This is a genomic window from Brachyspira pilosicoli, from assembly GCF_036997485.1.
Lineage (GTDB): Bacteria > Spirochaetota > Brachyspiria > Brachyspirales > Brachyspiraceae > Brachyspira > Brachyspira pilosicoli_C.
The window spans coordinates 447,496-465,260 of the sequence record NZ_JAWLPU010000001.1 but is presented as its reverse complement, the minus strand read 5'-3'; the positions used below and the strand labels follow the sequence as shown (position 1 = coordinate 465,260).

At 26.4% G+C, this 17,765-nt stretch carries 15 protein-coding genes; 12 read left to right on the top strand and 3 right to left on the bottom strand.

The window, feature by feature from the left end:
• Positions 1-8 precede the first annotated feature (8 nt).
• The 4 genes from R4I97_RS01995 (at position 9) to R4I97_RS01980 (ending at position 4,490) form a co-directional block, all read left to right on the top strand.
• Entirely contained in the window at positions 9-863 is an 855-nt protein-coding gene (locus tag R4I97_RS01995; protein ID WP_335783465.1) for an aldo/keto reductase, read from the top strand.
• A gap of 38 nt (positions 864-901) precedes the next feature.
• On the top strand, positions 902-1,528 hold the full coding sequence (locus R4I97_RS01990; protein ID WP_335783464.1) for a CatA-like O-acetyltransferase: 627 nt from the start codon (positions 902-904) through the stop codon (positions 1,526-1,528).
• 419 nt (positions 1,529-1,947) lie between these two features.
• The gene (locus tag R4I97_RS01985; protein WP_335783463.1) at positions 1,948-2,904 is read left to right on the top strand and encodes an alpha/beta hydrolase; all 957 of its coding nucleotides are present in this window, start codon (positions 1,948-1,950) and stop codon (positions 2,902-2,904) included.
• A 185-nt stretch (positions 2,905-3,089) separates the two neighbouring features.
• A complete protein-coding gene (locus R4I97_RS01980) occupies positions 3,090-4,490 on the top strand; it encodes an MATE family efflux transporter (protein WP_335783462.1) in 1,401 nt (466 codons plus the stop codon).
• Positions 4,491-4,671: 181 nt separating this feature from the next.
• Here the strand turns inward: R4I97_RS01980 and R4I97_RS01975 are convergent, their stop codons facing one another.
• Positions 4,672-6,381, bottom strand: coding sequence for a DUF2971 domain-containing protein (locus R4I97_RS01975; RefSeq protein ID WP_335783461.1), 1,710 nt, complete (start codon positions 6,379-6,381; stop codon positions 4,672-4,674).
• 490 nt (positions 6,382-6,871) lie between these two features.
• Here R4I97_RS01975 and R4I97_RS01970 point away from each other — a divergent pair, with 490 nt between their 5' ends.
• The 6 genes from R4I97_RS01970 to R4I97_RS01945 all read left to right on the top strand — a co-directional run bounded on the left by R4I97_RS01970 (position 6,872) and on the right by R4I97_RS01945 (position 14,347).
• Positions 6,872-8,149: an MATE family efflux transporter gene (locus R4I97_RS01970; protein ID WP_335783460.1), complete on the top strand. Its 1,278-nt coding sequence runs from the start codon at positions 6,872-6,874 to the stop codon at positions 8,147-8,149.
• A gap of 376 nt (positions 8,150-8,525) precedes the next feature.
• Positions 8,526-9,518 carry a biotin--[acetyl-CoA-carboxylase] ligase gene (locus R4I97_RS01965; protein WP_335783459.1) on the top strand — a complete coding sequence of 331 codons (993 nt, stop codon included), beginning with the start codon at positions 8,526-8,528 and terminating at the stop codon, positions 9,516-9,518.
• A gap of 12 nt (positions 9,519-9,530) precedes the next feature.
• A complete protein-coding gene (gene bioB / locus R4I97_RS01960) occupies positions 9,531-10,532 on the top strand; it encodes a biotin synthase BioB (protein ID WP_335783458.1) in 1,002 nt (333 codons plus the stop codon).
• A 19-nt stretch (positions 10,533-10,551) separates the two neighbouring features.
• Positions 10,552-11,217, top strand: coding sequence for a dethiobiotin synthase (bioD, locus tag R4I97_RS01955; protein ID WP_335783457.1), 666 nt, complete (start codon positions 10,552-10,554; stop codon positions 11,215-11,217).
• 46 nt (positions 11,218-11,263) lie between these two features.
• Entirely contained in the window at positions 11,264-12,601 is a 1,338-nt protein-coding gene (gene bioA / locus R4I97_RS01950) for an adenosylmethionine--8-amino-7-oxononanoate transaminase (protein WP_335783456.1), read from the top strand.
• A 147-nt stretch (positions 12,602-12,748) separates the two neighbouring features.
• A complete protein-coding gene (locus R4I97_RS01945) occupies positions 12,749-14,347 on the top strand; it encodes a peptide ABC transporter substrate-binding protein (RefSeq protein WP_335783455.1) in 1,599 nt (532 codons plus the stop codon).
• Between the two features lie 650 nt (positions 14,348-14,997).
• On the opposite strand, the gene R4I97_RS01940 is transcribed toward R4I97_RS01945, so the two are convergent.
• Both R4I97_RS01940 and serS read right to left on the bottom strand, forming a co-directional pair.
• Positions 14,998-15,330, bottom strand: a complete 333-nt coding sequence (locus R4I97_RS01940) for a TfoX/Sxy family protein (protein ID WP_335783454.1) — start codon at positions 15,328-15,330, stop codon at positions 14,998-15,000.
• A complete protein-coding gene (gene serS / locus R4I97_RS01935; RefSeq protein WP_335783453.1) occupies positions 15,330-16,610 on the bottom strand; it encodes a serine--tRNA ligase in 1,281 nt (426 codons plus the stop codon). The genes R4I97_RS01940 and serS overlap by 1 nt, the downstream gene beginning before the upstream one ends.
• Before the next feature lie 166 nt (positions 16,611-16,776).
• Between serS and R4I97_RS01930 the strand changes: the two genes are divergently transcribed.
• Both R4I97_RS01930 and R4I97_RS01925 read left to right on the top strand, forming a co-directional pair.
• Positions 16,777-16,932, top strand: a complete 156-nt coding sequence (locus tag R4I97_RS01930; protein ID WP_335783452.1) for a hypothetical protein — start codon at positions 16,777-16,779, stop codon at positions 16,930-16,932.
• Between the two features lie 301 nt (positions 16,933-17,233).
• Complete coding sequence (locus R4I97_RS01925) at positions 17,234-17,731, top strand: rubrerythrin family protein (RefSeq protein WP_335783451.1); 498 nt, start codon at positions 17,234-17,236, stop codon at positions 17,729-17,731.
• Positions 17,732-17,765: the final 34 nt, after the last annotated feature.

The window sequence follows — 17,765 nt, the reverse complement described above, 5'->3', positions numbered from 1 at the left end:
ATTTTATTATGAGTTATGTTTTAAAATCATCAAACAAAATGCCTAAATTTGGAATAGGCACTTGGAAAATGGGAGAGAACGAGAGTAAAAGCAGTATAGAAATTAATGCTGTATATTATGCTTTAAAAAACGGAGTTAGGCTAATAGATACTGCAGAGATGTATGGAGATGGAGGAGCTGAGATAGTAGTTGGAGAAGCCTTAAAAAAAGCAAGCATAAACAGAGAAGAGCTTTTTATAGTTTCTAAAGTTTATCCTCATAATGCGGGGAGAGATAATTTATTTATTAGTTTAAAAAAATCTCTAAATCGTTTGGGGCTTGATTATTTGGATATGTATTTGCTTCATTGGAGGGGGAGGATTCCTTTAAGAGAGACAGTTGAATGTATGGAAGAGGCTAAAAAAGAAGGTCTTATAAAAGATTGGGGTGTCTCTAATTTTGATATTGATGATATGAAAGAGCTTGAGAGTATAAAAAACGCAGATAAATGTGCTGTTAATCAGGTATTATATCACTTAGCTTCAAGAGGTATTGATTTTGATTTGGCTTCTTATATGCTTGAGAGAAATATAGTGTTAATGGCTTATTGTCCTTTAGCACAGGCTGGGAATTTAGGCAATAATATATTAAACAACAATGTTATTAAAAATATAGCAAAAAAACATAATGCTACATCAAGTCAAATAGCATTGGCTTTTATAATGTCTTTTGATAAGAGAGTGCCTATACCGAAAAGCTCTAATGAAAAACATATATTAGAAAATATTAATTCTCAAAATATTGTATTAGATAAAGAAGATATAGAGCTTTTAAATAAAGAGTTTCCTAAGCCTAACAGAAAGATGCCTTTAGATATAGTTTAAAAATAATTTTATAAAAAAATTAAAGAGATGTGTAATTAATGTTTAATATAATTGATATTGAAAATTGGGAGAGAAAAGAGCATTATTATCATTATTCTAATATTAACCAATGTACTTACAGTATTACTGTAAAATTGGAAGTACAAAATATAGTAAATAGCTCTTTTAAGTTTTATCCTACAATGATATATTTAATATCAAAGACTGTAAACGATATGAAAGAGTTTAAGATGTCTTTTGAGGATTCTAAACTTGGTTATTATGATGTTGTAAATCCAAGCTATACTATATTTAATAATAACGCTAAAACTTTCTCATCTATATACACAGAGTATAATGATGATTTTAATTTATTTTATAATAATTGTATTGAAGATATAAAAACTTATAGCACAAGCATATCATTTTCTCCAAAAGCTTGTAATATTAAAAATTTATTTAATATATCATCTATCCCTTGGGTATCTTTTGAGGGTTTTAATTTAAACATCAATAATTGTTTTGATTATTTGCCTCCGATATTTACTATGGGAAAATATTATAATGATTCTAATAAAATATTAATGCCGCTTTCAATACAAGTTAATCATAGAGTTTGTGATGGTTATCATATAGGTTTATTTGTGAATAATTTGCAAGATAATATAGTTAATCTGAAAAATTAATGCATTAATGTGTAATTTTAAAAAATATAAAAACTGTCAAAATCTATATTTTATTATAAATTAGCTAAATATATTAATTAATAAATTTATTCTGCCGCACGTTATGTTTATTTTTATACCTAAAATAATGAAAATGATAATTTTATCTATATTTTAAAATTTATTCTGCGTGCGGTATGTAATTTTTTAGTTTTTAAAAAATTGGGGTTGGCATTTTTATCTATTAACTAATCAATGAGTATAATTGAATTCTTAATTTTAAATGAAATAAAAAGATAAAAATTATAGGGTTAAATAAAAAGTTATTTTTTTAGTATATTACTTAAAACATTATATACATATAATAAAAATTTGACATAATATAAATTTTTTAGTAATATCTAAATATATACATGTAAATATATACATAAGGAGCTGAAATGAAAAAAATTTTAATGATTTTTATTTTTTGTTTAATTTTTGTTTCTTGTAATAATTCATCTAAAAATGAAGGAAATAATAGTATGAATAACTTTACAATATACACAAATGAAGAAGGCAATATAGTATTAGAAGAAAAAAATCCTATCTTTAATGTTAATTATACGCCTAATGTTATTTATACAAATAAAGACGGAATTGATTTATCTCTTCAAATATTAACACCAAAACTAAAAAGAAATGATACAAACTCAAAGTATCCATTAGTTTTATTTATACAAGGTTCAAGGTGGATGAAGCAGAATGTTTATCAGAATTTAGTAGTAATGGGAGATTTTGCTAGAAGAGGATATGTTGTTTCTATAGTTGAATATAGACCAAGCGATAAAGCTATTTTTCCAGCACAAATTGAAGATGCGAGGGATGCTCTTAATTTTATGATAAATAATGCTGATAAATATAATGTAGATACTAATAATACATTTGTTTGGGGCAGTTCATCAGGAGCACATACTGCTTTATTTATGGCAATTCCTTTAAATGATAATGATGATGCTATACCTTATATGAATGCGATAATTGCATATTATCCTCCTACAGATTTGTTTGAAATGAGAAATGACCCTTTAAAATCTACTACAGGAGATGCTGATAGCCCTGAGGGAATATTAATAGGGAGAAAAAATGTTTATGATTTTCCTGAAATAGCAAAAAAGGCAAGCCCTTATTATGAGATTTCAAAAGTTAATAATTTGCCGCCAATATTTTTAGCACATGGGGATACTGACAGTGTTGTTCCATTTAGCCAGAGTAAAATTTTAGCTGATAAGTTAAAAGAAGAAAATAGAGTTTATGAATTTTGTACTGTAAAAAATGCTGAGCATAGCGGTTGGCAGTTTTGGACTAAAGATATGTTTGATATAGTTGAAAATTTTATAAAAAAATATAAAAAATAACTTTTAATTTAATAGAATACTAATTATATTAAAGTTTTTATAATTTTTTGTATTTTATAAATTTACATATAAATATACCATGATAATATCAAAAAAAATTAAAAAATCTCATTTTTTATCGCTTGATATATTTTTTTATTTGGTATAATCTATAATTTAACAATCAATAATAGGAGGTCAGACGTATGACAGATAAAAAAATCGAATTGTTTGAAAATTATCCCGTACATAAAGCTCTAATTACGCTAGCACTTCCAACAATATTAGGAATGTTAGTCAATGTTTTTTATAATATGGTAGATACTTTCTTTGTAGGACAAACTGGGGACCCTAATCAGGTTGCTGCTGTATCATTATGTATGCCTATATATTTGCTTCTTATGGCTTTCGGTAATATATTTGGTATAGGAGGCGGTTCTTACATATCCAGAAAATTAGGTTCTAAAGATTATGAATCTGTAAAAAAGATATCCGCATTTGCTTTTTATGCAAGCATTATAGTAGGATTTATTTCTATGGCTGTATACTTGATATTTATGAAAGACATATTAAAAATATCAGGTGCAAGCAGCAATACTTATCAATTTTCTAAGGATTATTTAATTATAGTGGCATTTGGAGCTCCTTTTGTAGTTAATCAGATGGCTATGGGTCAGATTGTAAGGGCTGAGGGTTCTTCAAAAGAGGCTATGATTGGTATGATGATTGGTACAGTAGTTAATATAGTATTAGACCCTATAATGATTCTTTATATGAATATGGGTGTTGCTGGTGCTGCTTTGGCTACAATAATAGGTAATGCTTGTTCTACTCTTTACTACATTTATCATATTCTAAGAAAAAAATCTTTCCTATCAATACATTTTAAAGAATTTACTTTGCATAAAGATATACTTATCAATGTATTTTCTATAGGAATACCTGTTTCCATTAATAACATACTTATGAGTGCTTCAAACATATTAATAAACAACTTAGCTGCTGGATATAGTGATAATGTGGTAGCAGGACTTGGAGTTGCTCAAAGAATATTTACTCTTGTAGTATTAGTATTTATAGGACTTTCTCAAGGACTTCAGCCTTTTGTAGGATACAACTTTGCTTCTAAAAATTATAAAAGAATGAATGCAGCTATTAAAATATCTTGTGCTGTAAGCGTAATAATAGGATTTTTACTTTTAATTTTATCTTTAATATTTGGAAGATTAGCTGTAGCTGTATTTATCAATAATGAAGAAGTAATAGATTATGGGGTGAGATTCTTGGTAGCAAGTTATTCAATAGCTCCTATAATAGGTTTTCAATTTGTATTTATGTCAACATTCCAAGCATTAGGAAAATCAATTCCTTCTCTAATACTTTCTATAAGCAGACAAGGTATAGCATTTATACCTACCATATTAATAGGTACAAAATTATTCGGCATAAAAGGTATTATATGGGCACAGCCTATAGCCGATATAGTTACAGTTTTAATGGCAAGTATCATGTATATTTACATTTATCAGAAAATGAAAAGAAAGGCATTGGAAGAAGAAAAGAACAACAAAGAGGCTTCATCAGAGGCAGTTTATTCTAATGTATAACATATATAAAAAACATAAGAGCTAATTATTTTGAAGGCGTGCATTTTATGATGCATGCCTTTTTTATTAAAATAAATATATATAAAATTAGTATTATTTTATTTATTTGTGGGGACTAGCCCCCACGCCCATACTTCTTTTATTGGTATAAAAGAAACAAAAGAACTGCATTTATTATTAACTAATTCTTTTTATGTTCATAAGGCTTAATATTAATCTTAAAAAGCTCATTGTCATCAAGTTCTGCCTGATAGAGTTTAATTCTTTTATATTTTTTAGTGTTTTTATTTTTATTTTTTTCATTGATAGAATTCACTATATTGTATACAAGCTCTTTATCTTCTTTTGATGTTTGTACACCAAAACAAATACTTTTTATTGGTAAATTAATAAGTGTTCCATTTGGATTTTTATTTTCTTCATCATAAAAAAGTATACGATATTCATCTTCATACTTCCACTCTCTGGATTTTATTATAAATAAATCTGTAATATTATTTATTGAATAATTATCTGTTTCAATGTTTATGTTCTGTAAAATACTCTTATAATAATTAATGAAAAAATTATCAATATTCATTTTATTACTATAATTAATTCTTTTTATTACTATATTTTTTTTATTCATAATTTTTCTTATGTCATACTCTACACAAATACCTTGATGTTTATCAGCATAATGACTCCACATTAAAGTATTATCATTATGTGTAGTCAGACAAGCTACTTTTATTTTTTCTAATATATAATCATTTAATTTGTTATATGTATTTTTTTTTATATATGGGTCAATGGGATCATTAAAAGTTTTTGAATTGCTAAGCCATAATTGACTATTTAATATATTTTTTAATGAATCTTTATTAACTTTGGTATAATTATACAAATTTGATTTTTTCAAATATGATTTTTGATTTTCAAAATTAGTATTTATTAATTTATTTATAACTTCTTGATCCATTGATATATTCTTTATTGTATCAAATATTAGTGTAAATAATGTAAAGAAATTAAATGTATACTTTAATGTAATTTTTGTATTTAATATATTTTTACATATGCTTCTATACAATTTAATTATATCATCATACTTATTACATTTTATTAATGTTCTGATTAAAGCATTGTAAACAAATATTTTATTATCAAAATTATTACTATAATATTTAATAGATTTTTTGTATTCTGAAATTGATTTATCATATTTTTTTATGTAGAAATAAGCTATTCCTTTATAATAATAAACAACACCGCTATTACCATTAATTTTTATATCTTCATTAAAGTTATCTATAGCTTTTATATAGTCTCCAATTTTTAAATATGCCATACCTTTGCAGCGATAAGCATAATTGTAATTAGGTATTGCAAAGTTTTTTATAATCATATTTTCAACTTCTTTATCAAATTTCATTAATTCAATAACTTTATCAAAATACTTTATACTTTCATGATAATTTTTCAAATATAAATTTGATAGTCCTATTTGAAAATAAGCCATTTTATCATGTAAAAAAGTAATTTTATTTTTTTCATTATTTAATATACTTAGGAATCTATGCCCATATTTTATACATTTTTTATACTGGCCCGTATATAGATATGATGTAACTATATGTCCATAAAAATGTTCTTCTTCTATTATACTTAAATTAATTTTTTTTTGTTTATTTAAACATAAAACTTTATGACACAATTTTATTAGTTTTTTATAATTCTTTGATGAAAATAAAATAATACTATTTAAATAAAAAGATTTCACTTTATTATCTCCTTTTATTTTCTTATATAATAGTAGATTTATAGCTTGAATATATAAAGTAGACATAGATATTCTACTTATGTCAAAATTCTCATCTTTTTCTATAAGATCATTTATATTGTTTCTCATATATATTACATCCTTATATTAATATAAACTATAAAAAATTATTAATATATTTGTATAAATTTTGAAATTTACTTAATTTTTTTCTAAACTACTAATAAATATATTTTACATCATATAAAATAAAATTAAACCTTTTATAGTTGGCATATTGTTACAATTTTATAAAATAGTTTTTATCTTGTGTGTTTACCCCACCGCACGCAGAGCAAAATTAAAAAATATAGTTTTATTTATAGTTCAAATTTCATCATATTAAAAACAGGGCTAACCGTGCGTTTAATAATTTTTTTAATATAAATTATAATATAATTGACATTAAACAAAAATAGAAATAATATCTAAATATGAAACTTGTTATTGAATAAAGCTCCAGCAATATTTTCTATTTATTGTTTGGGGCATACTAAAAAACATTATGCTATAGTTCTTTATAGTTTTTTAATTTATTTAGTGTGCATTGTATTTTTAATCTTCATTCAAGGAAAGTTTCATGTATTTAATAAAATTTTCGTTTATACTATTTATTTCAAATATACTACAATACTTATATAGCATTATAGATATAATATTTATTTCGCATATAATTGGAGATTATGGGGTTGTAGCATTAGGAAATAGTGCTTCACTTATGTTTATTGTAACTTCTGTATCTTTAGGATTATCAATAGGAGGCTCTATTATAATTTCTAAATATAAAGGTGCTAATGAGACTATAAAATATAAACAAAGTATTACAACTCTATTATTTTTATCAGCACTATTTTCTATAATAATTTCAATATTAGGCATAATGTTTTCTAAGCATATATTAATATTTATGAATGTACCAAAAGATTCTTTTAATTATGCTTATGACTATATTAGAATAATTTTCTCTGGTGTGTGTTTTATTTTTTTATACAGTTCTATATCATCAGTGATAAAATCAAGCGGGAAAGAAAAACTATCATTATGTTTTATAATTATTGCTTCTATCATTAATATATTATTAGACTTTTGGTTTGTATATGTTTTGAAATTATCAGTAGAAGGTGCTGCTTTTGCTACTGTTATATCTCAGTTTTTAAGTTTTTTATTATCATTATATTTTATAAAAAAAGATATAGTTTTTAGCATAGATATAAAAATAATAAAAGAATTAGTATATGTATCTTTTCCATGTATATTTCAAATGCTTATTATAAATATTTCTTTTTTTATTATCAATATAATGATGAATAAATATGATGTAATAACAGGTTTTACTATAGGACTTAAAATCAATACTTTTATTGGTATGATATCATGGTCTATAGGAGAAGCTTTGAGTATATTGGTTGCAAAAAATATGGGAGAAAGAGATTATATCAAAATAAAGAATACTGTTATATTTGCCGTGTGTTTTAATATTTCTATTACTATGACAGCTGTTGTATTTATACATATATTTGCTAAAAACATTATATCTATATTTTATAATGGTGATGATAAAACAATAAATGATATTATGTTTTATTTGAGAGTTTGTGCTTCATTTAATGGTATAACATATGCTCTTATGTATATGCTTGATAGCTTTTTAATAGGAATTCAAAAATCATACTTAGCTTTTATTAACTCTTTTATAGATTCAATTATTTTTAAAGTAATATTATCTATTATATTAGAAATTAGTATTGGTTTTATTGGAATATATATTTCTATGGCTGTATCAAGTGTTGTACCATCTATTATAGGTATAATTTATTTTTTAATGTTTATCAAAACGTATAAATTAAATAAATATTAAAAATTTTAATTAAAAAAGCGTATATGTTTTAGTAGCATATACGCTGGGTAATTAACTTTTTATATGTTCAATTAAAATTTTAATTACATCCCCCTTTTTATCTCATTATTTATTTTTGCATTATTTTTCTTTTTTAGTTTAACTCTGTCGTTATAATCCCCAAACGTTATTTAAATTTATAGTGTCTATAGCACACGCTGAATTGTATTTAATATATTATTTAATATGAATGAATAATTAAATCTCTATTCTTAGCTTTACTCTGCGTGTGGTTAATAATTTCGAAATTAAATAATATTTTTAAACGATTCTCTAATTGTAAACTTTGTAATTATTTTAGGTTGACAATTATAGTAATTATGATATTATGATTTATATGAAAATTAATATAAAAGAGAATATAATATCAATATTAGAATCAAATAAGGGACTATTTATATCAGGTGAAAAATTAGCTAATGATTTAAACGTAAGCAGAACAGCTGTCTGGAAAGCAGTAAAATCATTGAAAAATGATGGATATAGTATTCACTCTGTTTCAAATAAAGGATATGCTTTATCTAAAGAAACAGATATGTTATCATCAAAAATAATAAAGAATAATATGCCTAAATATTCTGATAAATTTAGTTTTACAATATACAAAAGTGTAGAATCTACAAATATTATAGCAAGAGATATGGCTATTAGTGGTGCTGAAAGCGGAACTGTAGTTTTAGCAGAAGAGCAGACAAATGGATATGGAAGAAATGGAAAATCTTTTTTCTCTCCTTATGGTACAGGGATATACATGAGTATTATACTTAATTTAAAAAAAGATAAAAAACTTTTTAATAGCTCATTTATAACTACAGCTGCTGCTATGGCGGTATCAAAATCAATAGAAGAAGTTTCAAACGAAAGTACAAAAATAAAATGGGTCAATGATGTATTTATAAATGAAAAAAAGGTATGCGGTATACTTACTGAAGGAGCTTTTAGTTTTGAAGACGGAAAATTGGATTATGCCGTTATAGGTATAGGTATCAATGTTAATTTTCCTAAAAAAGGCTTTCCAAAAGAACTTAATGATATAGCGGCTTCTATAAATGATAAGGATTATACAAAAAATAACGGTGATATCAGAAATATATTGATAGCTAAAATATTAGAAAATTTGTATGAATATTATTTTAATAATGTAAATTTTTATGAGGAATATAAAAAGCGTTCATTTTTGATAGGAAAAAAAGTTTCTATTAATGTGGATAATGAAGAATATATAGTAAAAGTATTAGATATAGATAAAACATTTGCACTTATAATAGAATTTCAAAATGGTAAAATAGATAGACTTATATCGGGAAGTGTAAATTATAAATTGTCATAAAAGGAGATATAGATGAGTAATGTTGAACAAGGCATAAACTACGAATTATATTTAGAAGATTTAATGCAAAAAATTATTAACGGATATAATATAACTAAAGAAGAAGCAATGAAATTAGTTGATGCTCCGTTAGATAATTTATGTTCAAAAGCTAATAGTATAAGAGAATATTTCTGTTCCAATACATTTGATATGTGTTCAATAATTAATGCCAAAAGCGGTAAATGTTCAGAAAATTGTAAGTTTTGTGCTCAATCATCTCATTATAACACTAACTGCGAAGAGTATGATATATTAGACAAAGAAAAAATTTTAGAACAGGGGAAAAGCGATTTTAGTAAAGGTGTTTTAAGATATTCTATAGTAACATCAGGGAGAGCTTTATACGGAAAAGAGATTGATGAGATTTATGAGACAATAAAAACACTTAATAGAGAAACTGACGGATATATATGTGCTTCTTTAGGTTTACTTGACGAAGAAAATTTTAGCAAAATGAAAAAAGCAGGACTTAGAAGAGTGCATAATAATTTGGAAGCTTCAAGAAATTTCTTTAGTAAAGTATGCACAACTCATACTTATGATGATAAAATCAATGCTATAAAGGGAGCTCAAAAAGCTGGAATGGTTGTATGCAGCGGCGGTATTATGGGAATGGGCGAAACTTGGGAAGATAGAATTGATATGGCCATAGAGCTTAGAGAGCTTGGAATAATGTCTATACCTGTTAATATGCTTAATCCTATAGCAAGCACCCCTTTTGAAAATATTAAACCTCTTACTGAAAATGATATGAGAAGAATAGTTGCTATTTACAGATTTATTAATCCTAAGGCATTCATAAGGCTTGCAGGCGGAAGAGGGCTTTTAAAAGATAAAGGAAAATCCTGCTTTTTATCTGGAGCAAATGCAGCTATAACAGGAGATATGCTCACAACTGCAGGAATATCAATAGAAACAGATAAAAAAATGGTAGAAGAATTAGGATATAAAATTCAACTAAAAGAAGATTAATTTTTATTAGGAAATATTTATGGCTAAATCTATTTTTATAACAGCAACAGGTACTGATATAGGAAAAACCTATGTATCAGGTTTAATTACAAAACATATAAAAGATAAAGGATTGAATATAGGATATTATAAAGCAGCATTAAGCGGGAGTCATGATATATCAGACAGCGATGCCTGGTATGTAAAACAGCAAGCAAATTTATCAGATTCATATAATGAAATGGTGTCATACACTTATAAGCATGCCTATTCCCCTCATTTGGCAGCACAAATTGAGGGAAATCCACCTGACATAGATGTTATAAAAAAAGCTTATGCTGATATATCTGCTAAACATGATTATATGTTGGTAGAGGGAAGCGGCGGTATAATATGCCCTATAAGATATGATGATAATAAAAAAATATTTTTGGAAGATATAATAAAAGAATTAAATATGCCTTCTCTTATAATAGCAGATGCTGGACTTGGTACAATTAATTCTACTGTTTTAACTATAGAATATATGAGAAATAAAAATTTAAAAATTAATGGTGTAATATTAAATAGATTTGAAACAGCAAATGAAATGCATGATGATAATAAAAAAATGATAGAAGAAATGACAGGAGTAAAAATCATAGGTGTTGTTGTAGATGGTGTTTTAAAATTAGATGATAAAAATATAGAAACTCTTTTTGAATAATATTAATTTTGTTTTATATAGTTCATAAAAATATAAAGGATTTATTATGACATTAGAAGAAAAAGATTTAAAATATATTTGGCATCCCTGCTCGCAGATGAAAGATTATGAAGAGCTTCATCCTATAATAATAAACAGAGGGAAAGGAATATATCTTTATGACAAAGACGGAAAAGAGTATATTGATATTGTAAGTTCTTGGTGGTGTAACCTGCTTGGACATTGTAATGAAAAAATCAATGCCAATATCAAAGAACAGCTTGACAGATTAGAGCATGTTATATTTGCAAACTTCTCTCATGAAGGAGCTATTAAATTATGCGAAGAGCTTGTAAAGATACTCCCAAAAGGGCTTACTAAATTCAATTTTTCTGATAATGGTTCTTCATCTATAGAAGCTGCATTAAAAATGGCTTTTCAATATCAGCATCAAATAGGCAATACAAAAAGAACGAGATTCATGTGTTTTACTGACGGTTATCATGGTGAAACTATTGGGGCATTATCGGTTGGAAGTTTAGACTTATATGCAAAAATATACAAGCCAATGTTAATGGACACTATACATATAGAAGCACCAGATTGTTATAGATGTAAATACTGCCAAAACAGAGAAACTTGCAAATGTGAATGTTTTGAAGATGCTGAGAGAAAATTTGAAATATATGGAGAAGAAACTTGTGCTGTGATAGTGGAGCCTTTACTTCAGGCAAGTGCAGGAATGAGAATATATCCTCCACTTTATTTGAAAAAATTAAGAGAGCTTTGTGATAAATATAATGTAGTTTTTATAGTTGATGAGATAGCTACAAATTTTGGACGCACAGGAAAGATGTTTGCATGCGACCATGCTGAAATAAGTCCTGATATAATGTGCATTTCAAAAGGGCTTACAGGCGGATATATGCCTATGGCAATAACAATAACAACAGACAAAATATATAATGCATTTTATGCAGACTACAATGAAGGGAAAGCTTTCATGCATAGTCATACCTACAGCGGAAACCCTTTAGGCTGTTCTGCTGCTTTGGCTGTACAAAAAGTTTTAAGAGAAGATGATATTATAAACAAGGCACAAATAAGAGCGAAATATTTAAATAATAAATTAAAAGAAAAATTACTTAATCACCCTAATATAGGAGAGATTAGAAATATAGGGCTTATCAATGCTATGGAATTAGTTATAAATAAAAATACAAAAGAAGGATTTGATTCAAAACTAAGAATGGGTTATCAAATATATAAAAAAGCACTTAAAAAAGGTTTATTATTAAGACCTTTGGGCAATGTTATATATTTTAATCCGCCTTTAATAATTAACGAAGAAGAAATAGATAAGGCTGTTGATTTATGTGTATCTTCTATAAATGATATACTATAATTTTATAAACTTTTTTATTGTTCTTTTTTTCGCCTTACACGCTGTGAACTTCGTCAAAGAACCAAAAAGTGCATGTATTAATTATTTGTATACAAGTAATTATAAATATCAGTGTACTTTTTATAAATTAATTCAAAGGAAAAACAGATGCTTAAAAAAATAATTACTGCTATTTTATTAATGATTTTAATCGTATCATGTTCTAAAAAAGAAATAATTACAAATAATGAAATTGTTATAAATCTCGCTCCAGAACCTTTAACTATTGACCCCACTTTAAACACTGATAATTTAACTATGATATATATTCTTCATGCTTTTGAAGGACTTACAAAAAAAGATGCCAACAATAAAATAATAGGAGGAGCTGCTGAAAGCTGGGATATAAATGAAGAGGGAAATATTTACACTTTTCATATAAGAAGCAATGCTAAATGGAGCGATGGAAAGCCTGTTACTGCAAATGATTTTGTTTATACTTGGAGGCGTGCTGTTGATCCGAAAACTGCCAACAAATACAGTTATTATTTTGAAGTTATAAAAAATGCTAAAGATGTTATAAGCGGCGAAAAAACTATAGAAGAGCTTGGGGTTACAGCAATAGATGCTTATACATTTGAGGTAGAATTAAATAGCCCAACAGCATACTTTTTAGAGCTTGCTGCTTATCCTCCGTTTTATCCTGTACGTGAAGATATAATAAATAAATACGGCGATGAATGGACTTTAAAACCTGCAACATATATTGGCAACGGTGCTTTTAAAATGACTGAAAGGAATTTCGATAAAAGCATAATACTTGAAAGAAATACTAATTATTGGAATAATGAAAACATAAAACCAAATAAATTAACTTTTCTTTTGATGGAAGAACCTAATACTTCTTTAGCTGGAGTTCTTAATGGCTCTATTCATTTTGCTAAACCATTTCCAAGAAAAGATATTGAAACTTTAAAAGAAAAAGGAATAGTTCATATTGTTCCAGTTGCTGCTTCCTACTATTATAGATACAATTTAAATAATAAAAAAGTTTTACAAGATGTAAATATAAGAAGGGCATTATCATTAGCCATTGACAGAGAATATATAGTAAACTCTATTACTAAATGCGGCGAAAGCCCTGCAGGAGCTTTAGTACCTTATGGAATTAATGATGTTGAAGGAGATTTCAGAAAAAAAGGAGGAGAATATATAATATCTTCCAACTATCAGAAAAACATAGAAGAAGCTAAAAAATTATTAACCGAAGCAGGATACGAAAATGGCAAAAACTTCCCTGTTATTGATTTGCTTATAGCTACAAGAGAATTTGACATAAATATTGCTGATGCTGTTCAGAGTATGCTTAAAGAAAATTTAAATATTGATGTGAGAGTGGTTAAACATGAATGGGCTTCATATCTTCAAAATATGTATGACAGAAACTTTGATTTAGCTGTTTATTTATGGTATGCTGATTATAATGACCCTATTAACTTTTTAAACATTTTTAAAAGTGATGCTCCAAATAATTACGGCTCATATTCAAATAAAACTTTTGATGAATATATTGATATTGCCTCAACAAACAAAAATAATGATATAAGAATGCATGCACTTCATTCAGCAGAAAACATTTTTATGAATGATAATGCTATTATACCTATATATTTTTATTCTGAAGCATTATTAGTTTCACCAAAATTAAAAAATGTAGAATATGATTCTCAGGGGTTATACAGATTTTTTAATGCTTATTTAGAGTAGTTTTATTATACGCACGGTTAGCTGATTTTTATATATAGTAAAAATTATATTAATTAATCAATTTATATTAAAAATTTCGTTTACCGTGCGTTAAAGAAATTTTTATTTTTGTGGTGGCTTTGCCACAACCCCCACTTCTTTTATTGGTATCAAAGAAGCAAAATAACTGCAATAAAATAGTAATATCATTTTATATTAATATATATTCCAAACATGCAAGTCTAAAACTCTCGCACTTTTTGCAACTTTTTGCGGCGGGAAAAAGTTGAATAAAAAAATCATATAACAAAATATAGTTATTTTAGAATATGTTGATTTTAGTTTGTAAGAAAATATTTTTTAAGTTTTTTATTAGTGGTGGCTTTGCCCACTGCGAAGCGTGCCCTTATGGTACCCCAATTCTTTTGGCGACCGTAGGAAGTACCTTCGGTATTGGTATAAAAGAACCAAAAAAATTGCATTTTTATGAAGTATAGCCATAAATATATATTATTATTTTACATATATTTATTTACTAGATATATAACTAAATACTTGCACTTTTTGCAACTTTTTGCTGCGGGAAAAAGAACAATAAAAAAAATCTATAACTTTTGAAGCAATAAAAAAGTGCAAACCTTAAATTAGGATATGCACTTTAATGTTTTTATTTATTTTTTACTTTTAGCTTTTTTCTTTATAGAAGGAAGCTCATCATAAATCTCTTTGAATAAATGCTCAAAGAAATCATCATCATATTTATTGATATCTTCTATAAATATCATATCTTTAGCATTTTTATAAGGCGGCTTTAATATATAATCTTTTATTAAAGTTTTTGCCTTATCAGTAGGCTTTATAAAAAGATGATTATCGCATACATAAGCTGTTATTTTTTTGTTATAATAGATTATGTATTCACCCATCATCTGTTTATAATTAATATCATCTAAAGAATCTAGTTTGTTTAATACTATATTAAGAAAGTCTTTAGATGATGGCATTAATTAACCTTTTCTATTTTATCAAAACCAGTAAACGGTCTTAAAGCATCTGGAATTATTACGCTTCCGTCTGCCTGCTGATAATTCTCAAGTATAGCTATCCAAGTTCTTCCAACAGCAATTCCAGAACCGTTTAATGTATGTACTAATTCTGTTTTGCCGTTTCTTCTTGTTCTCATCTGCATCCTTCTTGCCTGATAATCCCAACAGTTACTTACGCTTGAAATTTCTCTATACATATTTTGTGAAGGAAGCCAAACTTCTATATCAAAAGTTTTGTAAGCAGCATTTCCTATATCTCCAGAAGAAAGAACAACTACTCTGTAAGGCAACTCTAATGCCTGTAAAATACTTTCTGCATCTTTAAGCATTTTTTCATGCTCTTCTTTAGATTTGTCAGCAGTACATATTTTTACGAGTTCTACTTTGTCAAATTGGTGCTGTCTTATTAAACCTCTCATGTCCTTACCATAAGAACCAGCCTCAGAACGGAAACAAGGTGTATATGCAGTACAATATAATGGAAGCATATTCTCTGGTATAATCTCTTCTCTGTATATGTTTGTAAGAGGAACTTCTGCCGTAGGTATGAGGTATAAAGCAGGGTCATCTGTAGTTTTAAATAAATCCTCTTCAAACTTTGGAAGCTGACCAGTACCTGTCATAGTTCTTCCATTAACAAGCATAGGAGGCACATATTCTGTATAACCATGCTCTGAAGTGTGTTTTTTTAGCATAAAGTTAATCAATGCTCTCTCTAATGCAGCACCTTTTCCTTTCATAAGTGAAAAACGAGTTCTTGCCATTCTTACAGCTCTTTCAATATCAAGTATATCAAGTCCTACAGCTATATCGACATGGTCTTTTACTTCAAAATCAAATTTACGAGGCTCTCCCCATCTTATTATCTCTTTGTTTGCTTTTTCATCATCACCATCAGGTACATCTTCAGAAAGCATATTAGGTAAATATAATATTTCGTTATTAACAGCTTCTTCTAATTCTGCCAATTTTTCTTCTTTTTTATTTAAGGATTCAGTGAAAGCTTTCATCTCTTCTTTTATTTTTTCTGCCTCTTCTTTCTTTCCAGCTTTCATGCATTCGCCGACTTTTTTTGAAGATTCATTTTTTTTTGCTCTGTCTTGCTCTACTGCTTTTAATAAATCAAGCCTTTCATGTTCTAAAGCTTTTAACTTATCAAGAGAAACCTTGCTTCTTCTCTTTTTCAAGTTCTCCTCTACTAATTCGATATTCTCTCTTATTAATTTTACATCTATCATAATAAAAATCCTTAAATAAAAATTTATGTTAATTATACTACTATTTTAAAAATAGTAAAATGTTTATTCCATATAAATATTCTAAAAAATTTTATTATTAAATAAATATTGACAAGTTTTAATATTTTATTAGAATATACTAACAAAAATATAGGAGTAATATTTAATGATAGATATAATATTAATACCAATAATAATAGTGATTGCAATAATTATAATGTTTTTTTCATTAAAGAAAAAAATAATAAATAAAGAATGCAATTGTTCTGGCGAATCAAAGAAATGTTGCTGTAATAAAAATAAGAATTACAAAAATGTATAAAACGTATAATTTTTGTTTTTGAATTAATTTATTATTATAGGTATAGTTAGTATATGTATATTTATCATTTTAATATCAATAAATATGTTTTTATTTTAATTTTCAATCAAATTTTGTTTAAATTTTATTTAAATAAACCAAACTATCCTTAGGTATATTTGTATTTAATTATTATTAGTTCTCATTTTTTATAGAAATAAAAAGGAATAAAAAAAATCATTTTTTATCTATAAATATTTATTTCGATAATAAAATTTCTATACTATTAATTATGAAATATTAATATCATTAGGGGGATAATATGGATTTAAAAAGGTCAAAAACTAATGAGAATTTGAAGGTAGCTTTTACTGGAGAGGCAATGGCAAGATGCAAATATATATATTATGCCGATAAGGCAAGAGAAGAGGGGATGGAGAGTTTGGCTTTAGCTTTTGAGAAAGCATCAAGAAATGAGCAGGAGCATGGTAAATTGTGGTTTGAGCGTTATCATGGTATATTATCTAAAGAAGAAAATTTAAAAGATGCTATAGCTGGAGAGACTTATGAATCTGCTGAGATGTATTTAAACTTTGCTAAGACAGCAAAAGAAGAGGGGTTTAATGATATAGCGATACTATTTGAACATGTAGCAGAGATAGAAAAAGGCCATAAAAAGATGTTTGAAGATTTTTTAGGGGAGAAAAGTGAGGAGATATCAAAATGGCAGTGTAAAAAATGCGGCTATATACATAAAGAAGCTAAAGCACCAAAGAGATGTCCTGTATGCGAACAATATAGGGTAGGAGGTATAAATTAAGAATAAATAGTAAGAATGTAGAAATATAGATTAT